This is a genomic window from Enterococcus sp. SMC-9 (genome assembly GCF_021011285.1).
GTDB lineage: Bacteria > Bacillota > Bacilli > Lactobacillales > Enterococcaceae > Enterococcus_C > Enterococcus_C montenegrensis.
Genome location: NZ_JAILYE010000002.1, coordinates 289,272 through 307,957 on the forward strand (window position 1 = coordinate 289,272; position 18,686 = coordinate 307,957).

General features: G+C 36.9%; 18 protein-coding genes. 5 read left to right on the top strand and 13 right to left on the bottom strand.

The annotated features are described in order from the left end of the window. Positions 1-55 precede the first annotated feature (55 nt). From K4422_RS04135 to K4422_RS04150, 4 genes are all read right to left on the bottom strand, one after another. Positions 56-577 (bottom strand): GNAT family N-acetyltransferase, encoded by a 522-nt coding sequence (locus K4422_RS04135; protein ID WP_230709340.1) that lies wholly within the window; start codon positions 575-577, stop codon positions 56-58. Further along, positions 577-1,044: a tRNA (adenosine(37)-N6)-threonylcarbamoyltransferase complex ATPase subunit type 1 TsaE gene (gene tsaE / locus K4422_RS04140; protein ID WP_206902497.1), complete on the bottom strand. Its 468-nt coding sequence runs from the start codon at positions 1,042-1,044 to the stop codon at positions 577-579. Before tsaE ends, K4422_RS04135 begins: the two co-directional genes overlap by 1 nt. Before the next feature lie 290 nt (positions 1,045-1,334). Further along, positions 1,335-2,321, bottom strand: coding sequence for a phosphate acetyltransferase (pta, locus tag K4422_RS04145; protein WP_206902496.1), 987 nt, complete (start codon positions 2,319-2,321; stop codon positions 1,335-1,337). 163 nt (positions 2,322-2,484) lie between these two features. Next, positions 2,485-3,174, bottom strand: a complete 690-nt coding sequence (locus K4422_RS04150) for a uracil-DNA glycosylase (RefSeq protein ID WP_230709342.1) — start codon at positions 3,172-3,174, stop codon at positions 2,485-2,487. A 237-nt stretch (positions 3,175-3,411) separates the two neighbouring features. Here K4422_RS04150 and K4422_RS04155 point away from each other — a divergent pair, with 237 nt between their 5' ends. Both K4422_RS04155 and K4422_RS04160 read left to right on the top strand, forming a co-directional pair. Next, positions 3,412-4,284 carry a Cof-type HAD-IIB family hydrolase gene (locus tag K4422_RS04155; RefSeq protein WP_230709343.1) on the top strand — a complete coding sequence of 291 codons (873 nt, stop codon included), beginning with the start codon at positions 3,412-3,414 and terminating at the stop codon, positions 4,282-4,284. Between the two features lie 51 nt (positions 4,285-4,335). Then, positions 4,336-4,848, top strand: a complete 513-nt coding sequence (locus tag K4422_RS04160; RefSeq protein ID WP_206902493.1) for an LURP-one-related/scramblase family protein — start codon at positions 4,336-4,338, stop codon at positions 4,846-4,848. Positions 4,849-5,085: 237 nt separating this feature from the next. Here the strand turns inward: K4422_RS04160 and K4422_RS04165 are convergent, their stop codons facing one another. Beyond that, positions 5,086-5,652 (bottom strand): GNAT family N-acetyltransferase, encoded by a 567-nt coding sequence (locus K4422_RS04165; RefSeq protein ID WP_206902488.1) that lies wholly within the window; start codon positions 5,650-5,652, stop codon positions 5,086-5,088. 124 nt (positions 5,653-5,776) lie between these two features. On the opposite strand from K4422_RS04165, the gene nrdI reads away from it, so the two are divergent. Then, positions 5,777-6,223 carry a class Ib ribonucleoside-diphosphate reductase assembly flavoprotein NrdI gene (gene nrdI, locus K4422_RS04170; protein WP_230709344.1) on the top strand — a complete coding sequence of 149 codons (447 nt, stop codon included), beginning with the start codon at positions 5,777-5,779 and terminating at the stop codon, positions 6,221-6,223. 408 nt (positions 6,224-6,631) lie between these two features. Here nrdI and K4422_RS04175 read toward each other — a convergent pair whose 3' ends face one another. After that, positions 6,632-7,597 (bottom strand): TDT family transporter, encoded by a 966-nt coding sequence (locus K4422_RS04175; protein ID WP_230709345.1) that lies wholly within the window; start codon positions 7,595-7,597, stop codon positions 6,632-6,634. 145 nt (positions 7,598-7,742) lie between these two features. On the opposite strand from K4422_RS04175, the gene K4422_RS04180 reads away from it, so the two are divergent. Next, positions 7,743-8,579, top strand: a complete 837-nt coding sequence (locus K4422_RS04180) for a LysR family transcriptional regulator (protein ID WP_230709346.1) — start codon at positions 7,743-7,745, stop codon at positions 8,577-8,579. A 107-nt stretch (positions 8,580-8,686) separates the two neighbouring features. On the opposite strand, the gene K4422_RS04185 is transcribed toward K4422_RS04180, so the two are convergent. The 6 genes from K4422_RS04185 to K4422_RS04210 all read right to left on the bottom strand — a co-directional run bounded on the left by K4422_RS04185 (position 8,687) and on the right by K4422_RS04210 (position 15,860). Then, positions 8,687-9,814, bottom strand: a complete 1,128-nt coding sequence (locus K4422_RS04185; RefSeq protein WP_230709348.1) for a glycerate kinase family protein — start codon at positions 9,812-9,814, stop codon at positions 8,687-8,689. A gap of 301 nt (positions 9,815-10,115) precedes the next feature. Continuing rightward, positions 10,116-10,862 carry a tRNA lysidine(34) synthetase gene (locus K4422_RS04190; protein WP_206902483.1) on the bottom strand — a complete coding sequence of 249 codons (747 nt, stop codon included), beginning with the start codon at positions 10,860-10,862 and terminating at the stop codon, positions 10,116-10,118. A 20-nt stretch (positions 10,863-10,882) separates the two neighbouring features. After that, positions 10,883-12,676, bottom strand: a complete 1,794-nt coding sequence (locus K4422_RS04195) for an LTA synthase family protein (protein WP_230709350.1) — start codon at positions 12,674-12,676, stop codon at positions 10,883-10,885. Between the two features lie 261 nt (positions 12,677-12,937). After that, the gene (gene nadE, locus K4422_RS04200) at positions 12,938-13,759 is read right to left on the bottom strand and encodes an ammonia-dependent NAD(+) synthetase (protein WP_230709352.1); all 822 of its coding nucleotides are present in this window, start codon (positions 13,757-13,759) and stop codon (positions 12,938-12,940) included. Continuing rightward, positions 13,759-15,240, bottom strand: a complete 1,482-nt coding sequence (locus K4422_RS04205) for a nicotinate phosphoribosyltransferase (RefSeq protein ID WP_230709354.1) — start codon at positions 15,238-15,240, stop codon at positions 13,759-13,761. The genes nadE and K4422_RS04205 overlap by 1 nt, the downstream gene beginning before the upstream one ends. A 263-nt stretch (positions 15,241-15,503) precedes the next feature. Continuing rightward, the gene (locus K4422_RS04210; protein WP_230709356.1) at positions 15,504-15,860 is read right to left on the bottom strand and encodes a DUF1827 family protein; all 357 of its coding nucleotides are present in this window, start codon (positions 15,858-15,860) and stop codon (positions 15,504-15,506) included. Positions 15,861-16,177: 317 nt separating this feature from the next. Between K4422_RS04210 and K4422_RS04215 the strand changes: the two genes are divergently transcribed. Further along, a complete protein-coding gene (locus K4422_RS04215; RefSeq protein WP_230709358.1) occupies positions 16,178-16,942 on the top strand; it encodes a MerR family transcriptional regulator in 765 nt (254 codons plus the stop codon). A gap of 117 nt (positions 16,943-17,059) precedes the next feature. Here the strand turns inward: K4422_RS04215 and groL are convergent, their stop codons facing one another. Continuing rightward, on the bottom strand, positions 17,060-18,685 hold the full coding sequence (groL, locus tag K4422_RS04220; RefSeq protein ID WP_230709360.1) for a chaperonin GroEL: 1,626 nt from the start codon (positions 18,683-18,685) through the stop codon (positions 17,060-17,062). Position 18,686 lies beyond the last annotated feature (1 nt).

Genomic DNA, 18,686 nt, shown 5'->3' on the forward strand with positions numbered 1-18,686 from the left:
GCTGCCTGAAAACGCCACGCCTTTTTATTACTTTCAGCATCTGATTTACAAAATATCAATCAATCAAGCGTGCCATCAAATAAGCAGAAACAAATTCATTTTGTGGTGTTAAAAAGCTTCTTTGCAGCTTTCCTTCAACTACAAAACCGTATTTTTGATAAAGATGATAGGCTCTTTGGTTACGAGTTTGAACAGTTAACTCTAAACGGCGAATGATACCAGAATCTTCAGCCCACCAAATAATTTCTTCCATCATCGCAGCACCTAAGCCCATGCCCCAAAATTCTTTTAAAATTGAAATTCCTACCTCACCAATATGGGCGATTCGGGGGTTTTCTTCTGCCATAACAGAAGCAGCGCCAATAATCTTTTCTCCTGCCAATGCCACGAGGGATAAATTATTTGGACTCTCTAAAAAGGCTGCTAATTTTCTGGCTAGTTGCTCTTTAGTTAAGGAAAGTCCCTTTTCGTCCATAATCAAAAAATCTGTTTGACTGCCAATTTCCTTCATCACCTGTAAAAGTTGGGCTGCATCGTTTGGTTGTGTAGGGCGAATAATTACATCTACATCTGTCATTATTTTGTCTCCCAGTTTTGTAAAATTCGGTTTAAAAATGCTTCGCTCTGATTCCCTACTGCTTTAAATTCTACTTGACGCGCAAACTGATCGGCGTCAATTTTCGTTAATATTATTTCCAAATAATCTACCGGCAAAGCATCCCCTAGTAATTGGCCCCATTCGACAATCGATAAGCCACTTCCTTCAAAATATTCTTCCAAGCCCAGTTCATCGGCTTCTTGGCCCACACGATAAACATCCATGTGATAAAGAGGTAACCGTCCATCTTCATATTCTCGAATAATCGTATAAGTCGGACTTTTTACCATTCGATTTATTCCCATGCCTTGTGCAATTCCTTTGGTAATCGTGGTTTTTCCTGCCCCTAATTCTCCTGTCAAAATAATGACATCCCCAGCAATTGCACTAGCACCAATAACCTTACCTAATTTTTCTGTTGCTAAAAGATCTGTTAAAGCAATCATGATTGCTCCTCCTAACCAATAAATATCTTAATTTTAAAATATAAGTTTTGCTTAGTATAACTGGCTAAAAGTTAGATTGCAAAAGCAATGCAAAAAATTGCTAACCATAACAAAAGGACAACATAAGCAAAATTACCTCAATACCAACTATCAAAAATATATTTTAAAGGTTACGCTCCATATTTAAGTTTTCTTTCTTATTGTCCCACAAACTGCTTTTTTCACAGGTATTAAAAAAAGAAGTTAGAAAAGTCAATTTAACTTTTCTAACCTCTTTTATGAATCAATTTTTATTTTGCAGTATTTAATGTCTGGGCAGCAGTGATAATTGATAATTTATAAACATCTTCTTCATTGGCGCCACGAGATAAGTCTGACACAGGTTTATTTAAACCTTGCAAAATTGGTCCAATCGCTTCAAAGTTACCGAAACGTTGCGCAATTTTGTAGCCAATGTTGCCAGATTGTAATTCAGGGAAAACAAAGACTGTAGCTTTACCTGCAACATCTGAATCTGGTGCTTTTAATTGACCAACTGCAGAAACGTAAGCCGCATCAAATTGTAATTCACCATCTAAAATAATATCTGGTGCCATTTCTTTTGCGATTTTTGTTGCTTCCACCACTTTATCTACTTCTGGAGCTTTAGCTGAACCTTTTGTTGAAAAGCTTAATAATGCAACTTTTGGATCGATATCAAATAATTCTGCAGTTTCAGCGGATGCTACTGCAATTTCAGCTAATTCTTGTGAAGATGGGTTAACATTGATGGCACAATCTGAGAATAAATATTTTTCTTGGTCGCGACCACGAACCATTAAGAAAGCTCCACTTGTCCGGCTGACACCTGGTTTCGTTTTAATGATTTGTAATGCTGGACGCACAGTATCCCCGGTTGAATGAATCGCACCAGAAACCATACCGTCAGTTACGCCCATGTAAGTTAACATTGTTCCAAAGTAGTTCACATCTTTTAAAATTTCTTCAGCTTGTTCTTTGGTTGCTTTACCTTTACGACGTTCAACAAAGGCTGCTACCATTTTGTCCCAATCAGGATAATCGTCAGGATCTAGGATTTCAAATTGATCAATTGTGATACCACGAGCAGCGGCAGCTTTTGCCACTTCTTCTTTGTTACCAATTAAAACAGGCGTAATTAATTCTTCTGCTTTCAAACGTGCTGCTGCGCCTAAAATACGTGAATCAGTTGCTTCTGGAAAAGCAATTTTAATGCCACGACGTACAATTTTAAATTTTAAACTATCAAATAATTCCACCGGAATTACCTCCTGTATTTTTTGTCCTTCTCATCATACACTATTCACAAAAAAAAGAACAGTTCTTTTTGCTGTTACAGTAAAAAGGCACCGTTCTTTGTTCTTAATTTCACATAGTTACTCTTTTATTATATAACAGCAACCGCTTTATTATTACACTGTATTATACAGCATTAGGATCTTTTGGCAACTGCCAATTAATTGGTGCTTCGCCAAACTTGACTAAAGCATCATTGGCCTTTGAGAAAGGTCGAGAGCCAAAAAAACCACGATGAGCTGATAAAGGACTTGGATGGGGGGACGCAATAACAACGTGACGTGTTTGATCGATCATTTTAATTTTTTCTTGCGCACCTTTTCCCCACAAGATAAAAACGACTGGTTTTTGCCGCTCGTTTAACTTTTCGATAATTTTATCCGTCAGTTGTTCCCACCCTTTGCCGCGATGGGAATAAGCTTGGCCTGCTCGTACCGTTAAAACTGTGTTTAATAGTAAAACGCCTTGTTTGGCCCAGCTGGTTAAATACCCATGATTTACTGGCGTCACATTTAAATCACTCTGCAATTCTTTATAAATATTTTGCAAAGACGGTGGTATTTTAACCCCTGGTTGCACGGAAAATGATAACCCGTGGGCCTGGTTTTCTCCGTGATATGGATCTTGTCCCAAAATCACCACCTTGACATCTTCATAAGGTGTTAGCTCTAATGCTTCAAAAATATGATACATATTTGGATAAATTTTCTGAGTTTGATATTCTTGTTTCAAAAATTTTCGCAACTGCAGGTAATAAGGCTGCGAAAATTCCGGTGCTAGAATCTCTTGCCAACTATTATGAATAATTGCTTTCATTACTGCCTCCTAAATTCATTGATAAAGCTGCAACAACTTAGAGTAAATACTGCCACTGCCTTTATTATTAGACTTTAAACCACTCAAAGTTATTGTAGCGCAATTGTTAGGGATTGTCTTTGAAACCGCCACATTTCCCTGTAAATCTGTGTTAAACTAAAGACAAGTAATTTATAAGTAAAAAATTCTAACGCAATCTTTGCGTCAGATTTTTTAAAGGATGGTGCCGATTTTTTTATGATTAAATTAATTGCCTCTGACATGGACGGAACTTTATTAAATTCCCGTATGCAGATTTCAGTTGAAAATATTGCGGCGATTAAATATGCCAACGAACACGGAATTGAATTCATGGTGGCAACTGGCCGCAACCGCGAAGAGGCTCTGCCCGCACTAGAACAAGCCGGTATTAAGTGTGCCATGATTAACTTAAATGGTGCGCAAGTTTTTGATGCTGAGGGCAACTCTTTATTTACGGTTCCGATTGCTCTACAAACGGTGGCAGAAACACTAGATCTTTTGCGAGCAGCAGATATTTATTACGAAGTAGCTACAAATGAAGGTCTATATTCTGAAAGCCAAGCGCGGCGGATTGAGAATTTCTCTGAACACATGTCCGAAATGATGCCCCATTTAACTCACAAAATGGCAATTGCTATGACTTCTGCTCAACTAGAATTTTTACCTGTACAATATGTTACAGATATTAAAGACTTATTAGGAAAACCAGATTTTGAAGTTTTAAAAATTATTTGTTTCCATAAAGACGGTCCCGCTGTCTTAGGTCCAGTTGCAAAAAAATTAGATGAAAATGAACAACTTCACGTTACCTCTTCTGGTCAAAATAATATTGAAATTAATCATCGCGATGCGCAAAAAGGGATTGCCGTGGCCCATGTTGCAAAAGAGCGGAATATCCCTTTAGACCAAGTGATGACAATTGGCGATAATATGAACGACCTAAGTATGATTCAAATGGCTGGCGTGAGTTTTGCTATGGGAAATGCTAAGATCGAATTAAAAGAAGCTGCCAAATACTTAACCGAAACCAATATCGATTCTGGGGTTGGCAAAGCCATTATGCGAGCAATCGACGAGAATTTGGCGTAAACTTAATTTGATACGATAAATTTTTAGCTACTTTTTGAAGGAGGCGCTAGAATGTCTGAATTTTTCATTCAAGACAAACAGTTGAGTTCCATCACCCGAACCATTGTCAAAGACGAAAAAGGAAAATCTTTGTTTTTATTAGTGGGTCGTTGGGGAACAAAAGGTGATGCCCTCTCTCTTTATAAAATGAATGGTGAACTTGTGGCCAGCATCAAACAAATTAGTTTTACCTTTGGTACCCGTTTTGAAATTTATAAAAATTTTGAAAAAGTGGGGACCTTACAAAAGATTTTTCGTTGGCCGGGGGATTTTTATTACATTCAACAACTTCATTGGACAGTACAAGGTAATATTTATCAACATCAATATAGCATTCGTCATTTTAATCATCTGATAATGCGAATGGATAAAGCCACGTTGTTTTCTGGTGATTATTATGTCCTTGATGTGAGAAACGATGAAGATGCGCCTGTTTGCATTTGTATTGCGGCCATTATGGATTACTGGCTGTATAATCGGAGTAAAACCCAAAAGTTTGATTATCGCCTAACACCAAATTGTTAAAAAAGGAATGTACAACAGCTACGCTGTTAGACATTCCTTTTTTTAACTCTTCTTCATCTTATTTGTGATACTTTTCTTTTGAAAAATTAGGACAGTTGTCTATTTTGTACCAAAAGCTAACGTGAATTTTTTAATTGTAATGAACGAAGTTGTTCTAACCACGACAGCTAAGCGAACCAATACAAAACCTCCTAATTGAGCTAAAAAGACCGCTGATTTATTTTCAGCGGTCTTTTTTTACGCAATTGGTTTTTGCATATGCTCATACTGGTGACCAGCAATCATTGTTTTTGCTACTGTTTTAAAGCCATTTCGTTCATATAATCGTTTTGCACCCGGATTTTTCACGTCCACGCTTAAACCAATGACATCTTCGCCATCGCGTTTTGCAATTTGTGGGAGTGCTGCCAATAGTTTACCACCAATCCCTTGTCCCCGAAATTCAGGTGCTACAGAAATAGAGTCTAAATACCATTCTGGGTCAATAGTTTCTGGATCGGTAAAAAGGCGTGTATCTTTTGGGATCCCAAATTTTTCCAGCAAAGTGATTAACGGTTCATCAATCATTTTTTCCTCACTGGCAGGATAGCCATAAGCTACTCCGGCAACTTTGCCATCAACTTCTTTTACCAAGGCCCGTTTATAGCCATAACGGTAATCAGGAATTGCCACACTTTCTTCTAAGAGTGCTAATGTTTTTTTTGCTCCATATTTTTGTACAAAGGGCAACTCCATATCCTCTAAAATTACTAAGACTAAAGGTGCTATCGCAGCAGCATCAGACTTTTTTGCATAACGTATCATGTTATCAACCTCCACTAACAAGCTTAACACGGCTAAAATATTTTACCAAGGGAGCTTTTACAAATTTATCAAAAAAGCATGTTATACTTCAAGTTAAAGCAGTATTTATAAAGGAGAGATTTCCATGAACATTTATTACATGTCAATTTCTGGCAACACCCGTGCTTTTGTGACAAATTTACAAAAATATGCCGCGCAACAACATGAAATAGACACTAAAAATCCGACAATTACGCTACAAGCAGTCGACGATAATACATTACCAGAAGTGATTACTGAACCTTTCTTTGTCTTTGTTCCTACTTATTTAGAAGGAGGAAACGGTGTTGATAATGGCGATCAAGAAATTTTAACAGAAGCCTTACGAGAATACATTGCCTATGAAGAGAATGCCAAAAATTGTCTTGGCATTGTCGGCAGTGGGAATAAAAACTTTAACCGCCAGTATTGCCTGACAGCCAAACAGTACGCAACACAATTTGACTGTCCATTTCTAGCTGATTATGAATTGCGAGGCACACCAAAAGATGTAGCCCGAATTTACGAAGTTTTATTAACAGCTACAAATTGATCTTTTTACACCGATAAGAAAAGGATAAAACTGTCTTTTCTGATTTATAAAAGAAGTATCATTTTTTACAGGAAAAAAATTGATTTGACTACTTTGGCATTATCTGACTTTTTACCTGCCCAACTTCACGGATCGACCTTTTGGCAAAAATCGAAAGTTACAAAAATGCAAAAGCTATTTTAGCAAGTTTTAAGCCGTTGGCACGGACTGAAGGATTACTTCAGCTTTTCTTAACGGCTTAAATGGTCGGCTAGATAAAAAAAGCCACGTGTTTACTATTTTCGCTTGGCTAAAAAGTTCCACTCCAAGTACGCCTCCTTGGTCCTATTTTTAGTCCCTAAAAAATATAAAAAGTCGTAAAGTTTACAAAAATTTGAATGAATTTTTGTAGACTTCCGACTTTTTGTTTTAAATTTTTTGTTTCTGATGCTTAAAATATAAAATCCGTGCCTGTTTTGCTAAAAAATTTAAATAATGGGCTAAAACATACAAGACCATTATCACTGCGATTGCGGTCTCTATTTTTGCCAAATATTCAATAACGATAACGCGATAACCCATTGCTGTTAAAAAACTCCCTGCACTGCGGCTGGCAAAGGCTGAGATCGCCAGCGGAAATGTAAATGCTGCGTAGCTAGGATAAAATGGCAACCGAATCATTTTTATGACGTGGAAAATGATGAACCAATACAAAATCTGTGATAAAATCAATAGACCAACGACTAGAGCTATATTCGGTTTGAAAAAAGCTTTTAAATAGCCGGTTAGTTCCAAAGAACCCGGTGCCGCAATAATGGTAATCAGGGGAAGTGTTGCCTCGGCCATATTTTTAAATAAAAAGACGCGATGAATAATAAAAGGCAGTAATACCAAATAAAAGAATAGTCCCACCCAGAAATTCAACTGCCCGATTTCTGGAAAGAAGTTACTGCTGGTAACGGAAATGACACCAATACCTACGTAAACAATAAACCAACTTGGATACAGATGATCTATTTTAACGCTTGGTTTAATTAGAAAATGATAGGTAAAGTAAGTCATCAAATAATAATGAATTAAAATTGCCAAAAGCCATAGATATTTTACATAAGGTGCAATTGCTTGAATTTGCAGTAAATAGGTACATAAGACCATTGTTCCCATCGTGAATGTTGGGGATACAGACGCAATGATAGGATCTCGTAAACTGGCATGGGCATGGCGAAAAGTTAAAACTAGCTTTAGTAAGATTGCAACAAATAAAATTCCGGCAATAAGACCTAAACTATTGCCAAAAAAGTTTAAGCCATACGTTTTTAACACGTTACCGCAAGTCGCTAAACCCAAGATTAATCCGCAAATGGGAATAGGAATGATTTTTAGAAAGTCTCGCACTTTTGTTCCTCCTAATTGTAATAAAAAGATTGTTTACTTTCTCACTAGTGAGTTCGTTATTAGTATAGTGATATTTTGACTAAAAGAAAAATAAATAGTATAAATACTTATTATTAGTTTTTTTAATTAAAACGGAGGTCCTCTGATGTTACATCTGTTACACACCTTTGTTTCTGTCTATGAGACGAGAAATTTTACCCATACTGCCGAAGATCTGTTTTTGTCACAACCAACTATCTCAGCACAAATAAAAAAATTAGAAGAACATTTAAAAGTGGAATTATTCATTCGCAACGGCAAACAAGAAATCATCCCCACCAAAGAAGCTGTTTTCTTATATCCCCGTGCGTTACAAATTATTGAAGAGTGGGATGACACGAGTCAACGTCTTAAAAATCAAGAAAATTTCCGCCTCCAATGCATTATCGGCTGTTCTCATACTTGTGCTGTTTATTTTGTCCCGAAATTAATCCCGTATCTCGTCAAACAATTTCCAAATGTTGATTTTTCTATTAAATTGATGAATTCAGAAGAAGTCGGCCAGCAAATGGCTCAAAATAAAGTCAGTATTGGTTTTATTGAAAAACCAGAACGCAATGAGGCCATCAATCAAACAGCTATTTATGAAGATGAATTAGTTTTGGCTGGAAAAGAAGACTCTCCGTATTGGCTTTTACGGGAAAATGAATCGGGTTTACGTTTTTATAATGAAATTTATTTGCGGGAAAATAATTTATTGCCGCAAATTTTATATGTGGATAATAATGAAGCCATCCTAGCCTTATTGCGTGAAGGATTTGGCCGTTCAATTATTTCAAAACTGGCTATTTCCCATGATATTGCCTACGAAGCAATTCACGAACATCATTTACGCCATTTTTATTTATTGACCCATAAAGCGGTTTTTAAAGACGTTTTACGCGAGATTAGCGCCTACATTGAAATTCTCGTACCTCATTTATTGGAAAATAAAGTTTTTTAAACCTAAGATAAAAAGCTGGCCGAATCTTTATTTACTAAAAAGATTTCAGTCAGCTTTTTTATTTGCTTTATAAAAAAATAAGTATCATCATAACTTTTTTGTAGTTATTAACTATTTTTCCCAGCTAGATAAACCTTCATGACATTTTCCGTTAAAAGCCCAATGTTATGTAGCGTTGTTTCTTTTACCATGGCATTTTGTAAAGAAAGCGGCTTCGTTTGAATGGCAAAAACTCCGTCAAAATGATATTCAATCCCTACTGTATGATCTGGGCGTGCGCCACAAAAAGCAACAACTGCTAAGTTATGCCGCCGAGCTAGACGCGCCATACCTAAAGGTACCTTACCTTGGGCAGTTTGCTCATCAAAACGACCTTCACCGGTAATGACAAATTTACAATCTGCCATTTTTTCTTCCAGCTTTAGCATTTGCGCAATGGTTGGAAAACCAGGCTGCAACATGCCCCCGGCTAATAATAGTCCACCACCAATTCCTCCGGCTGCCCCACTGCCAGAAAAGACATTAACGTCAATTTTATCTTGAAATTTTTTTTGGACACATTTTGCGCCTGCTTCCAATTGCGCTAAAATAGCTGGTGTGCCTCCTTTTTGAGGGCCGAAAATATACGTAAAGCCATGGGCGCCTGTATAAAAATTACTCACATCTGTTAAACCAATTATTTTTTTTGCCGTAAAATTTGGTAGTCTTACAGCTTGCAAAAAGTCTTTGCCTAAAAGTAAGGGATTTTTTGAGGGAATATCTTGTTGATTAAGTGCCGCTAACATGCCCAAGCCGCCATCGTTTACGCCACTTCCCCCTAAGGAAACATACACTTGTTTTGCCTTTTTTAATGCCGTTAAAATTACCAGGCCTAAACCATAGGAATGTGCTTTTTGAATTGTTTTTTCACTAGGGGTGATCTGGGTTAGACCAAGAATTTGAGCAGACTCAATGATAGCCGTTTTGACGCCTGCGATTTCAGTTAGCCAATACTTACCTGTGATAGGCTGACCTAATAAGTCAATTGTAGGTACTGCTATTTCTTTGCCTGCAAAAGCGGCCGCTAAAATAGCCATGGTACCTTCACCACCATCGGCTATTGGTACATTACAACTTGCTATGCCCATTTCTGTCAACTTCTGACAGACGGCTGCATTTAATTCTTGTGAAGTAGCACTGCCTTTATATGAATCAATTGCCACCAACGCCTTCATTAAATCAACTCCTCCAATCACGCTTCATGCCTGTGAAAAATCCTGCCATTAAAAACCTCAAAAAAGTAGCTATAATTTTTTTACACTCTTTTTTGATTCACTCTTTTCTTTATTGTAGAAAAAAGCTGCGATTAAAGCAAAAATTTGACAATTCTTGATTCATTTTGCTTCAGATTAGTAGCAAGTCCTCATTAAGTAGAAAAACAATGAAAGAATGAAACGATTAATAAAGCTTTTCTTTGTGAAAAATTTACAATTTCTTTTCTCAGACAAAAAAATGGAAAAACGTAGCAAAAGCATTGCTATATTTTCCCATTTTTGATTATTTGCCGATTGGCCAAAAGTTATCTTTTGTTCCTTGTTCCATTCCCATTAAAAACTTCTGCCGCACATCTGGATAAGTTTTAGCAATATTTTCAACAAAAATTTTAATTTCTTCCCGTTTTGTTTTTTTATCCGCTGGACAGGGATTAAAAATGACAGGCAATGCTTCTCTTTTGACAAAGCGAATAATTTCTTGCTCTGGGATATAAAGCAACGGACGAATCAAAGTAACTTCTGTTTTAGATAAATAACTTTTCGGCTCAAAACTATTTAACTTGCCATGAAAGAGAAAATTCATAAAGTACGTTTCAATCGCATCATCCAAATGATGCCCTAACGCTACTTTGTTACACCCAAGTTCACGAGCTTTGTTATACAAAATTCCTCGGCGTAATTTGGCACATAATGAACAAGGAGACGCCTCTTTTCGCACATCAAAAACAACCTCGGCAATTTTAGTGGGAACTACTTCTAATGGGTACCCTAGCTGTTGACAAAATTCTATTAGTGGTTGTAAATTAACATCTTCAAATCCCATGTCTAAGCTAATTGGGACAATTTCAAATGGAAAACCAAGCCGCTCTTGCTTTGAAATGGTATCCAGAAAATACAACAAGCTGGTGCTATCTTTGCCCCCACTTAGACCAATTGCAACTTTATCTCCTGCTTCAATGAGTTGATGGTTTAAAATCGCACGCCGGATGGGATTGTAATAAAGTTGATTGTCTTTTTTCTTAAAACTCATACTAGCTCCTTATCAATCGACTATTTAAAAAAATCAGTTTTTAAACTATATTGCTTACCAGCTAAAATATCGTATTGAATTAACCGATAATCTTCATAAACGTCTTTTTTTGCGCCGGTAAGTGTTAAATTTTTCTGCCAATTTCCTTGTTTTAAATACATATTTTTTTCAAAAGCTGGCAATGTTTCTTCCAACTTCAAAAGCATAGCATAATAAGGTGTGACACCAAGACCTGCTTGCAAAAGCAAATTAGGCGCAAAATAAAAAGGACTTGTAATAACATCATGCTGATTACTTTTTGCTAACTTTTCGGCCGAATCAAAAATCAAAAACTGCGTTTCATGTAGGTTCGTACCACTATTTGCTTTTTGAATGGCATCTGAATATATCCCTGGCAGATGATCCCCCCAAAAAACAACGAGGGTTCGTCGCGGCAATTTTTTCACCGCTTCAGTAAAGCTTTGCAACGCCTCAGCGCTATAGGCAATGTCTTGTAAGTAATTGGCAATGGCTGAGGTATTTCCCTCTGCGTTTACTTGATAGGGAATATTTCCATATTTATTTCCGTAAGGCATATGGGTTTGCATTGTCACCAAGTGAATAAATTGGGGCGTTTTTCCCTTTTTTAAAATGGATAAAATTTCGTCATAAGCTGACTCATCGGAGATATAGGGATTATTTTCAATTTTATTTTGGTATTTCATTGTATCTTGGTCTAAAAAACGGTCGAAGCCTAAAATTTTATATACATCTTTGCGCTTATACATTGATGTGTCATAAGGGTGAATAGCGGTTGTTTGATAACCTTGTTCTTTTGTTAACGACACAATGGAAGGTAATTGCTGTAGTTTAGGAACAAGTAGCGTGTATGGTGTTGTCATTTGGGCATTTAATAATTCCATACTAAAACTGGTTAAAGCTTCGAATTCAATATTGGCAGTGCCGCCACCATAATTTTGCGATAACATTTTTCCACTATACGTTTTATTGGCCACTGCATAATAATCAGCCAATGGTTCACCGCTATATTTTACCCCTTTTAAATGTGCCGGATCAGAGAAACTTTCTGACATCACGTAAATAATATTCGGTTTTTCTTCGCTGCCTTTTTCACCTTGGTATTTCTTTACAACTTCTGTGACTTTCTCTTTAGAATAATCTTTTGGCTTAGTCATTGCTTCTACTCTTAAATTATATAAAAAACCGCCAACAAAACCGACATTATAGTAATTCATTTTTTGCGAATACGGAATCCAAAGAGCCGTTTTATTGTATGCCTTTCTTAATAAATTGTCATTGGAGTTAAAATGACTAGCATAAACTAAAAAAGATAAACTAAGTAAAAAGACAACACCGCGAATGATTTGCTCGGTAAAAGACAATTTACGGCTGCGATAAATACTGTAACCTAGTGCAATAACTGCTACAAAAATGGCAAGGAGTGCCATCAGAAAGACTGGCCACCCCACCAGATCTTTTAAAACACCTAATTGCCCTAACATCTTTAAATCATCGGGATAAATAGGTTCTTGTCTGGCGGTCATTTTTTGTAAGTCAGCAAAGCCTAAAAGTCCAATGGCGATACTATAAAATATGCCTCCAAATAAAAGCGAACCTGCAATTGTGGCAAAAATGCCATAGACTGCCAGTAAAACCAAACTACCAAGGAAAAATTTGGCTGTATGCCAAGAAAAAGCAAATTTCAAAGCTAAATCCAGTGATAAATTATTTTGACACCACTGCAAATATAAATTACTGATGATGATCAGTAAAAAAACGGCCACACCAGCTAAAACATATTTCATTTTTTTCATGAAGAAACCTTCTATTCGTTGTTTTTGTTAAATAATTTATTTTCGTAGCCTTTATTTTAGCGGTTTGTTTTACGGGTGTAAAGAAACTATGGAAAATTTAAAAAAGGACAAAAAAAAGAGGAACCAAACTGGTATCCTCTAGCCGTTGTTGACGGAGTCTTCCCCAAAACTCCACTTTTAGTATAAAATAAACCAAGTTATATAGCAAAAGGGAGGGGTTCATTTTAATTAAAAATTAATTTACACCATCGTAATCTTATTTTACTTCCAAAAATCATCGAAAACTGTAATCGGTAAGTGGCGCTTGTGTTGTCCTTTTGCCCACCAAGATTCAATTGTTGCTTGAGCACTTTTTGAAATTGTTTTTCCTTCTAAATAATCATCAATTTCATCATAGGTCACCCCAAGTGCTGCTTCATCGGCAATGAGAGGTTTGTCATCTTCTAAATCTGCCGTTGGAATTTTCAAATACAAGGCTTCTGGCGCTCCTAATTCTTTTAACAACAATTTGCCTTGACGTTTGTTTAAACGAAATAAAGGTAAAATATCAGCACCACCGTCACCAAACTTGGTAAAAAAACCGGTAATATTTTCGGCCGCATGGTCAGTACCAATCACAGCGCCGCTATTTGCTCCGGCAATTGCGTATTGCGTAATCATTCGCTGCCGAGCTTTGATGTTGCCTTTATTAAAATCCGAAACTTCAACGCCAGCTGCATTTAAGGCGTTCACTTGCCCATCAACAGCTGCTTTAATATTCACAGTTAGAAAAACATCGGGTTTTATAAAATCTAGTGCCATTTGTGCATCGGCTTCGTCGGCTTGGGTGCCATAAGGCAAGCGGACTGCAATAAATTGATAATTAACCCCAGTCTCCTCTCGTAATTCTGTAAGCGCCAATTGAGCTAATCTTCCCGCTAAACTAGAATCTTGTCCGCCACTAATTCCCAAAACCAATGATTTTAAAAAAGGATTACGTTTTAAATAAGCTTTTAAAAAGTCAATACTTACTCTAATTTCTTCTTTTGGATCAATTGTTGCCTTAACGCCTAACTCTTTGATAATTTCTGTTTGTAAAGACATTAAAAGCGTCCCTCCTCTTTTGTTACAGCCGCCACAGATTTGCGAACTTTTTCCATAATTGCCATTTTATGATTCCAACAATCGGTAGATAAATCTACTGGATATTGTTGTGGGTTCAAGTCACGTTTGTATTCATCCCATAAAGAATCTAGACATTCATGGGCATAAGCTTTAATATGCTCCAAATCTGGCAAGTCATAGACTAATTTACCAGCATGAAAAATTTCTTGTAAAACAGGCCGCGCACTAAAATCGCGAACAGTTTTATTAATAAAAGTGTGGACTGGATGGAACATAAAAATTTCTTCTTCTTCCCGTGGATCTTCATCCCAGAGCGTGATATAGTCGCCTTCAGATTTCCCATCTTTATTACGATTAATCCGCCACACTTGCTTTTTCCCAGGGGTCGTGACTTTTTCTGCATTTGATGAAAGTTTAATCGTGTCTACCATTTTGCCATTGTCATCTTCAATGGAAACTAATTTATAAACGGCACCTAAAGCTGGTTGATCATAAGCGGTGATAAGTTTTGTCCCCACACCCCATACGTCAATTTTAGCTTTTTGCATTTTCAAACTTAAGATGGTGTTTTCATCGAGATCATTTGAAGCATAGACTTTTGCTTGCGTAAAACCAGCTTCATCTAGTTGTTCCCGAACTTTTTTAGAAATGTAGGCCATATCTCCAGAGTCAATTCGAACACCTAAGAAATTAATTTCGTCCCCTAATTCTTTGGCTACTTTAATTGCCGCTGGAACACCAAGTTTTAAAGTATCATAAGTATCCACTAAGAAAACACAATCTTTATGGGTTTTAGCATAAGCCATAAAGGCATCATAGTCATTGCCATAAGATTGAACTAAGGAATGGGCGTGGGTTCCACTTGCAGGAATACCAAAAATTTTCCCAGCTCGCACATTACTTGTGGCATCTGCGCCCCCAATAAACGCAGCACGGGTTCCCCAAAATGCCGCATCAACTTCTTGTGCTCGGCGTGAACCAAACTCTAACAAAGGATCGTCTCCAATAACGGATTTAATTCGAGCGGCTTTCGTAGCAATTAACGTCTGAAAATTCACCATGTTCAAAAGGGCGGTTTCAATTAACTGCGCTTGTGCCAACGGTCCTTCAATTTGGACGATGGGTTCATTACTAAAAACCAAGTCCCCTTCTAATGCTGAACGCACTGTACAGCTGAATTTAAAGTCTGCCAAGTAATCCAAAAACGCTTCCGGATAGCCTGTAACTTCTCTTAAATAGGCAATGTCACTTTCTGTAAATTGTAAATTTTCTAAGTAGTGGACAAAACGCTCCAACCCGGCAAAAATCGCATACCCCGTTTTAAAAGGCATCTCACGAAAATAGCACTCGAAAACAGCATGACGATCGGCGCGTCCTAATTCCCAGTAAGTTTTCATCATATTCAATTGATATAAATCTGTATGCAGCGTTAAGCTGTCGTCAGGATATAATTTTTGCATCAGTTAAACTCCTCAAGATATTTTATGCCTTCCATTATATCAAAAAAACGCAAAAAGATAGGAAAATCACGCTTTTTCTTAGATTGACAACAAAAAAAAGAGAATAAGAGACTGCTCTTACCTCTTTTTAGCTCTATACTTTTTGATTTTGGTGAGATTCACCAAAATCAATTGACAGAGAGCTTTCTTTTTTTAGATATTCTTAAAGACTAAACTAAAATTATTGTTGTATGATGATGCAATCAAACTTAATGCGGATATGTTTAGTTTTCTAAAGGCGTATACTCCACTAAGATAATATCTTTACGGGGTTTGGAGAATTTACTGCCTGCTTCTTGCATTTTTTGTTTAATGTTCACATCAACAAAAACAGCGTGACGATCCACTTTTAACAAACGATGAATAATTGTATCGACTTCTTCTTTACGAATTTTCTTGTGATCGTTAATCAAAATTAGCCGAACCTTGTCATAGGTATCAGCATAAATGATTTGCGTACGATCAGCTGAATATAATTTGTAATATTTAATTGCCGTCTTGCCAAAAACAAATTTGGTAATATTAGGATAAAATGTTTCTAAGTTCAAATTTTTATTTACTGGTGTTTCGATTATTTTCATAACATCTTTCCTTTCAAGTGAAATTCAACTATACACTAACACTGTCATAACCTTTACTCATTGATATTATAACATAATTTGTTTTCAACTTTAGCGAAGAAAGTTTGCTTAAATTATGAAACAAGAGAATTTTAAAACACATTACCATCCAACTAACTTTATCTTTTAAAGTTCTATTTAGTCACTTATAGGCGCATTTTTCTTTGTGATTAGTGTCCAAAATAATTTATTAGAAAAAACTTGACCTTTACGTTGCGTCAACCCTTATGCTGTAAAAGAGAAATGGGATGAAACAACAAAAAGCAGGAGGATTACTCATGTATACGATTAATGAATTAGCCAAACTAGCAAAAATTTCCAACCGCACGCTACGTTATTACGATCAAATTGGTTTACTAAAAGCGTTACGTCAACCTAATTCTGATTACCGCTATTACGACCGTGCTGCGGTGGATAAATTGCAGCAAATTTTATTTTTTAAGAGTTTTGGCTTTACTTTGGCTAAAATTAAAGCAGTGATGAACCTCCCCCAAGCAGAACGTTTCGCTTTGCTTGAAGAACAATACCAAGCGCTTTTAACCCAACAAGCGCAGCTGAATGAAATGGTTCAGACTCTTTCTCAAACATTGGTTTATTACAAAGGAGGAGAACACATGAAAGATAGTGAAAAATTTGCAGCTTTTAAAGCCAAACAAATTGAAGAAAACGAGCAACGCTATGGAAAAGAGATTCGTGAAAAGTATGGGGAACAAGCCGTTAATTCCGCCAATGATAACTGGTCACATTTGACCAAAGAACAATATGAAAAAATGCAAGCAGCTCAAACTGCGCTATTTACGAATTTAAAAATCTTGTCTCAAGCAGAAAAAATTGATTTAGACAGCAGCATTTCAAAAAATGTTTTTAATGCTCACAAAACTTGGCTACAAATCGCCGCTCCTTTTTACAATTCTGCGTATCATCGCGGTCTAGCCGACTTGTATGTTGCCGATGAACGCTTTGCAGCGTACTACAACGACCACGTTGAAGCCGATGTTGTAGATATTATGCACGACATTATTTACCACTATACCAAAGAATAGAACAGTCTTTACTTCAAATTTTTTTGATGAATGCTCTTTAAATTTCGCCACCCTTTTAACTGAAGGATAAAAAAAGTGATGATCCCTGAGAGATCATCACTTTTTTAGTGTTAAAAATTACATCATACCGCCCATTGCAGCAGGATCCATTCCTGGAGCTTGTGGCGCTTGTGGTTCAGGTTTATCCGCAACAACTGCTTCAGTTGTTAACAACAAAGCTGCAACAGAAGCTGCATTTTGTAAAGCTGAACGTGTTACTTTCGTTGGGTCAACGATCCCAGCTTCTACCATATTTACCCATTCACCGTTAGCCGCATTAAAGCCCATACCGATTTCAGCATGTTTTAATTTGTCGATGATAACAGATCCTTCATAACCAGCGTTTTCAGCAATTTGACGTACTGGCTCTTCTAGTGCACGTTCCACAATTTTCACACCAGTTGCAATGTCACCATCTGCTTCAATAGCCGCAACTTCAGCGATAACGTTGACTAGTGCAGTACCACCACCAGAAACCATACCTTCTTCAACAGCGGCACGGGTTGCGTTTAAAGCATCTTCAATGCGTAATTTCATTTCTTTTAATTCTGTTTCAGTTGGCGCACCAACTTTGATTACAGCTACACCACCAGCTAATTTCGCTAGACGTTCTTGTAATTTTTCACGATCAAAATCAGAAGTCGTTTCTGCAATTTGATTTTTAATTAATTGCACGCGCGCAGCAATAGCATCTGTTTCTCCAGCGCCTTCTACGATTGTTGTATTGTCTTTATCAACGACAATTTTACTTGCTTGACCTAAGCTTTCAATTGTTGCGTCTTTTAATTCAAGACCTAAATCGTCTGTAATTACTGTGCCGCCTGTTAAAGTAGCGATATCTTCTAACATTGCTTTACGACGATCGCCAAAGCCAGGAGCTTTTACTGCAACGACATTGAAAGTACCACGAATTTTATTTAAAACAAGGGTTGGTAATGCTTCACCATCAACATCATCAGCAATAATCAACAATGGTTTTGATTGTTGTAAAATTTGTTCTAACAATGGCAAGATATCTTGAATGTTAGAGATTTTTTTATCGGTAATCAAAATGTACGGATTATCTAAAATAGCTTCCATTTTGTCGTTGTCTGTTACCATGTATTGGGATAAGTAACCACGGTCAAATTGCATCCCTTCAACAACGTCTAGTTCAGTTTCAATCCCTTTTGATTCTTCAATGGTGATAACACCATCGTTTCCGACTTTTTCCATTGCGTCAGCAATGTAGTTCCCAACTTGTTCACTACCAGAAGAAACGGCACCTACTTGCGCAATTGCTTCTTTAGAGTCAACGATTGAAGAAATGCTGTGTAATTTTGCTACTGCTGTTTTAGTTGCAAGTTCAATCCCACGGCGAATACCCAATGGGTTAGCACCAGCTGTAACGTTTTTAATTCCTTCTCTGACAATTGCTTGTGTTAAGACAGTAGCCGTTGTGGTACCATCCCCAGCAATATCATTGGTTTTAGAAGCAACTTCAGAAACAAGTTTTGCACCCATATTTTCAAAATGATCTTCTAATTCGATTTCTTTTGCGATTGTAACACCATCGTTTGTAATCAAAGGTGAACCATATGATTTTTCTAATACAACGTTACGACCTTTAGGGCCTAATGTTACTTTTACTGTATCGGCTAATTTATCTACTCCACGCACCATCGCAGCCCGTGCTTCTTCTGCAAATTTAATATCTTTTGCCATG

Excerpts from the sequence above, each read along its gene's own strand:
- K4422_RS04155 (WP_230709343.1), top strand. The coding sequence starts at position 3,412 with ATGATTAAATTAATTGCCTCTGACATGGACGGAACTTTATTAAATTCC.
- nrdI (WP_230709344.1), top strand. The coding sequence starts at position 5,777 with ATGAACATTTATTACATGTCAATTTCTGGCAACACCCGTGCTTTTGTG.
- nadE (WP_230709352.1), bottom strand. The coding sequence starts at position 13,759 with ATGTCTTTACAAACAGAAATTATCAAAGAGTTAGGCGTTAAGGCAACA.
- K4422_RS04195 (WP_230709350.1), bottom strand. The coding sequence starts at position 12,676 with ATGAAAAAAATGAAATATGTTTTAGCTGGTGTGGCCGTTTTTTTACTG.
- tsaE (WP_206902497.1), bottom strand. The coding sequence starts at position 1,044 with ATGATTGCTTTAACAGATCTTTTAGCAACAGAAAAATTAGGTAAGGTT.
- K4422_RS04205 (WP_230709354.1), bottom strand. The coding sequence starts at position 15,240 with ATGCAAAAATTATATCCTGACGACAGCTTAACGCTGCATACAGATTTA.
- K4422_RS04180 (WP_230709346.1), top strand. The coding sequence starts at position 7,743 with ATGTTACATCTGTTACACACCTTTGTTTCTGTCTATGAGACGAGAAAT.
- groL (WP_230709360.1), bottom strand. The coding sequence starts at position 18,685 with ATGGCAAAAGATATTAAATTTGCAGAAGAAGCACGGGCTGCGATGGTG.
- K4422_RS04215 (WP_230709358.1), top strand. The coding sequence starts at position 16,178 with ATGTATACGATTAATGAATTAGCCAAACTAGCAAAAATTTCCAACCGC.
- K4422_RS04210 (WP_230709356.1), bottom strand. The coding sequence starts at position 15,860 with ATGAAAATAATCGAAACACCAGTAAATAAAAATTTGAACTTAGAAACA.
- K4422_RS04160 (WP_206902493.1), top strand. The coding sequence starts at position 4,336 with ATGTCTGAATTTTTCATTCAAGACAAACAGTTGAGTTCCATCACCCGA.
- K4422_RS04190 (WP_206902483.1), bottom strand. The coding sequence starts at position 10,862 with ATGAGTTTTAAGAAAAAAGACAATCAACTTTATTACAATCCCATCCGG.
- K4422_RS04150 (WP_230709342.1), bottom strand. The coding sequence starts at position 3,174 with ATGAAAGCAATTATTCATAATAGTTGGCAAGAGATTCTAGCACCGGAA.
- K4422_RS04135 (WP_230709340.1), bottom strand. The coding sequence starts at position 577 with ATGACAGATGTAGATGTAATTATTCGCCCTACACAACCAAACGATGCA.
- K4422_RS04165 (WP_206902488.1), bottom strand. The coding sequence starts at position 5,652 with ATGATACGTTATGCAAAAAAGTCTGATGCTGCTGCGATAGCACCTTTA.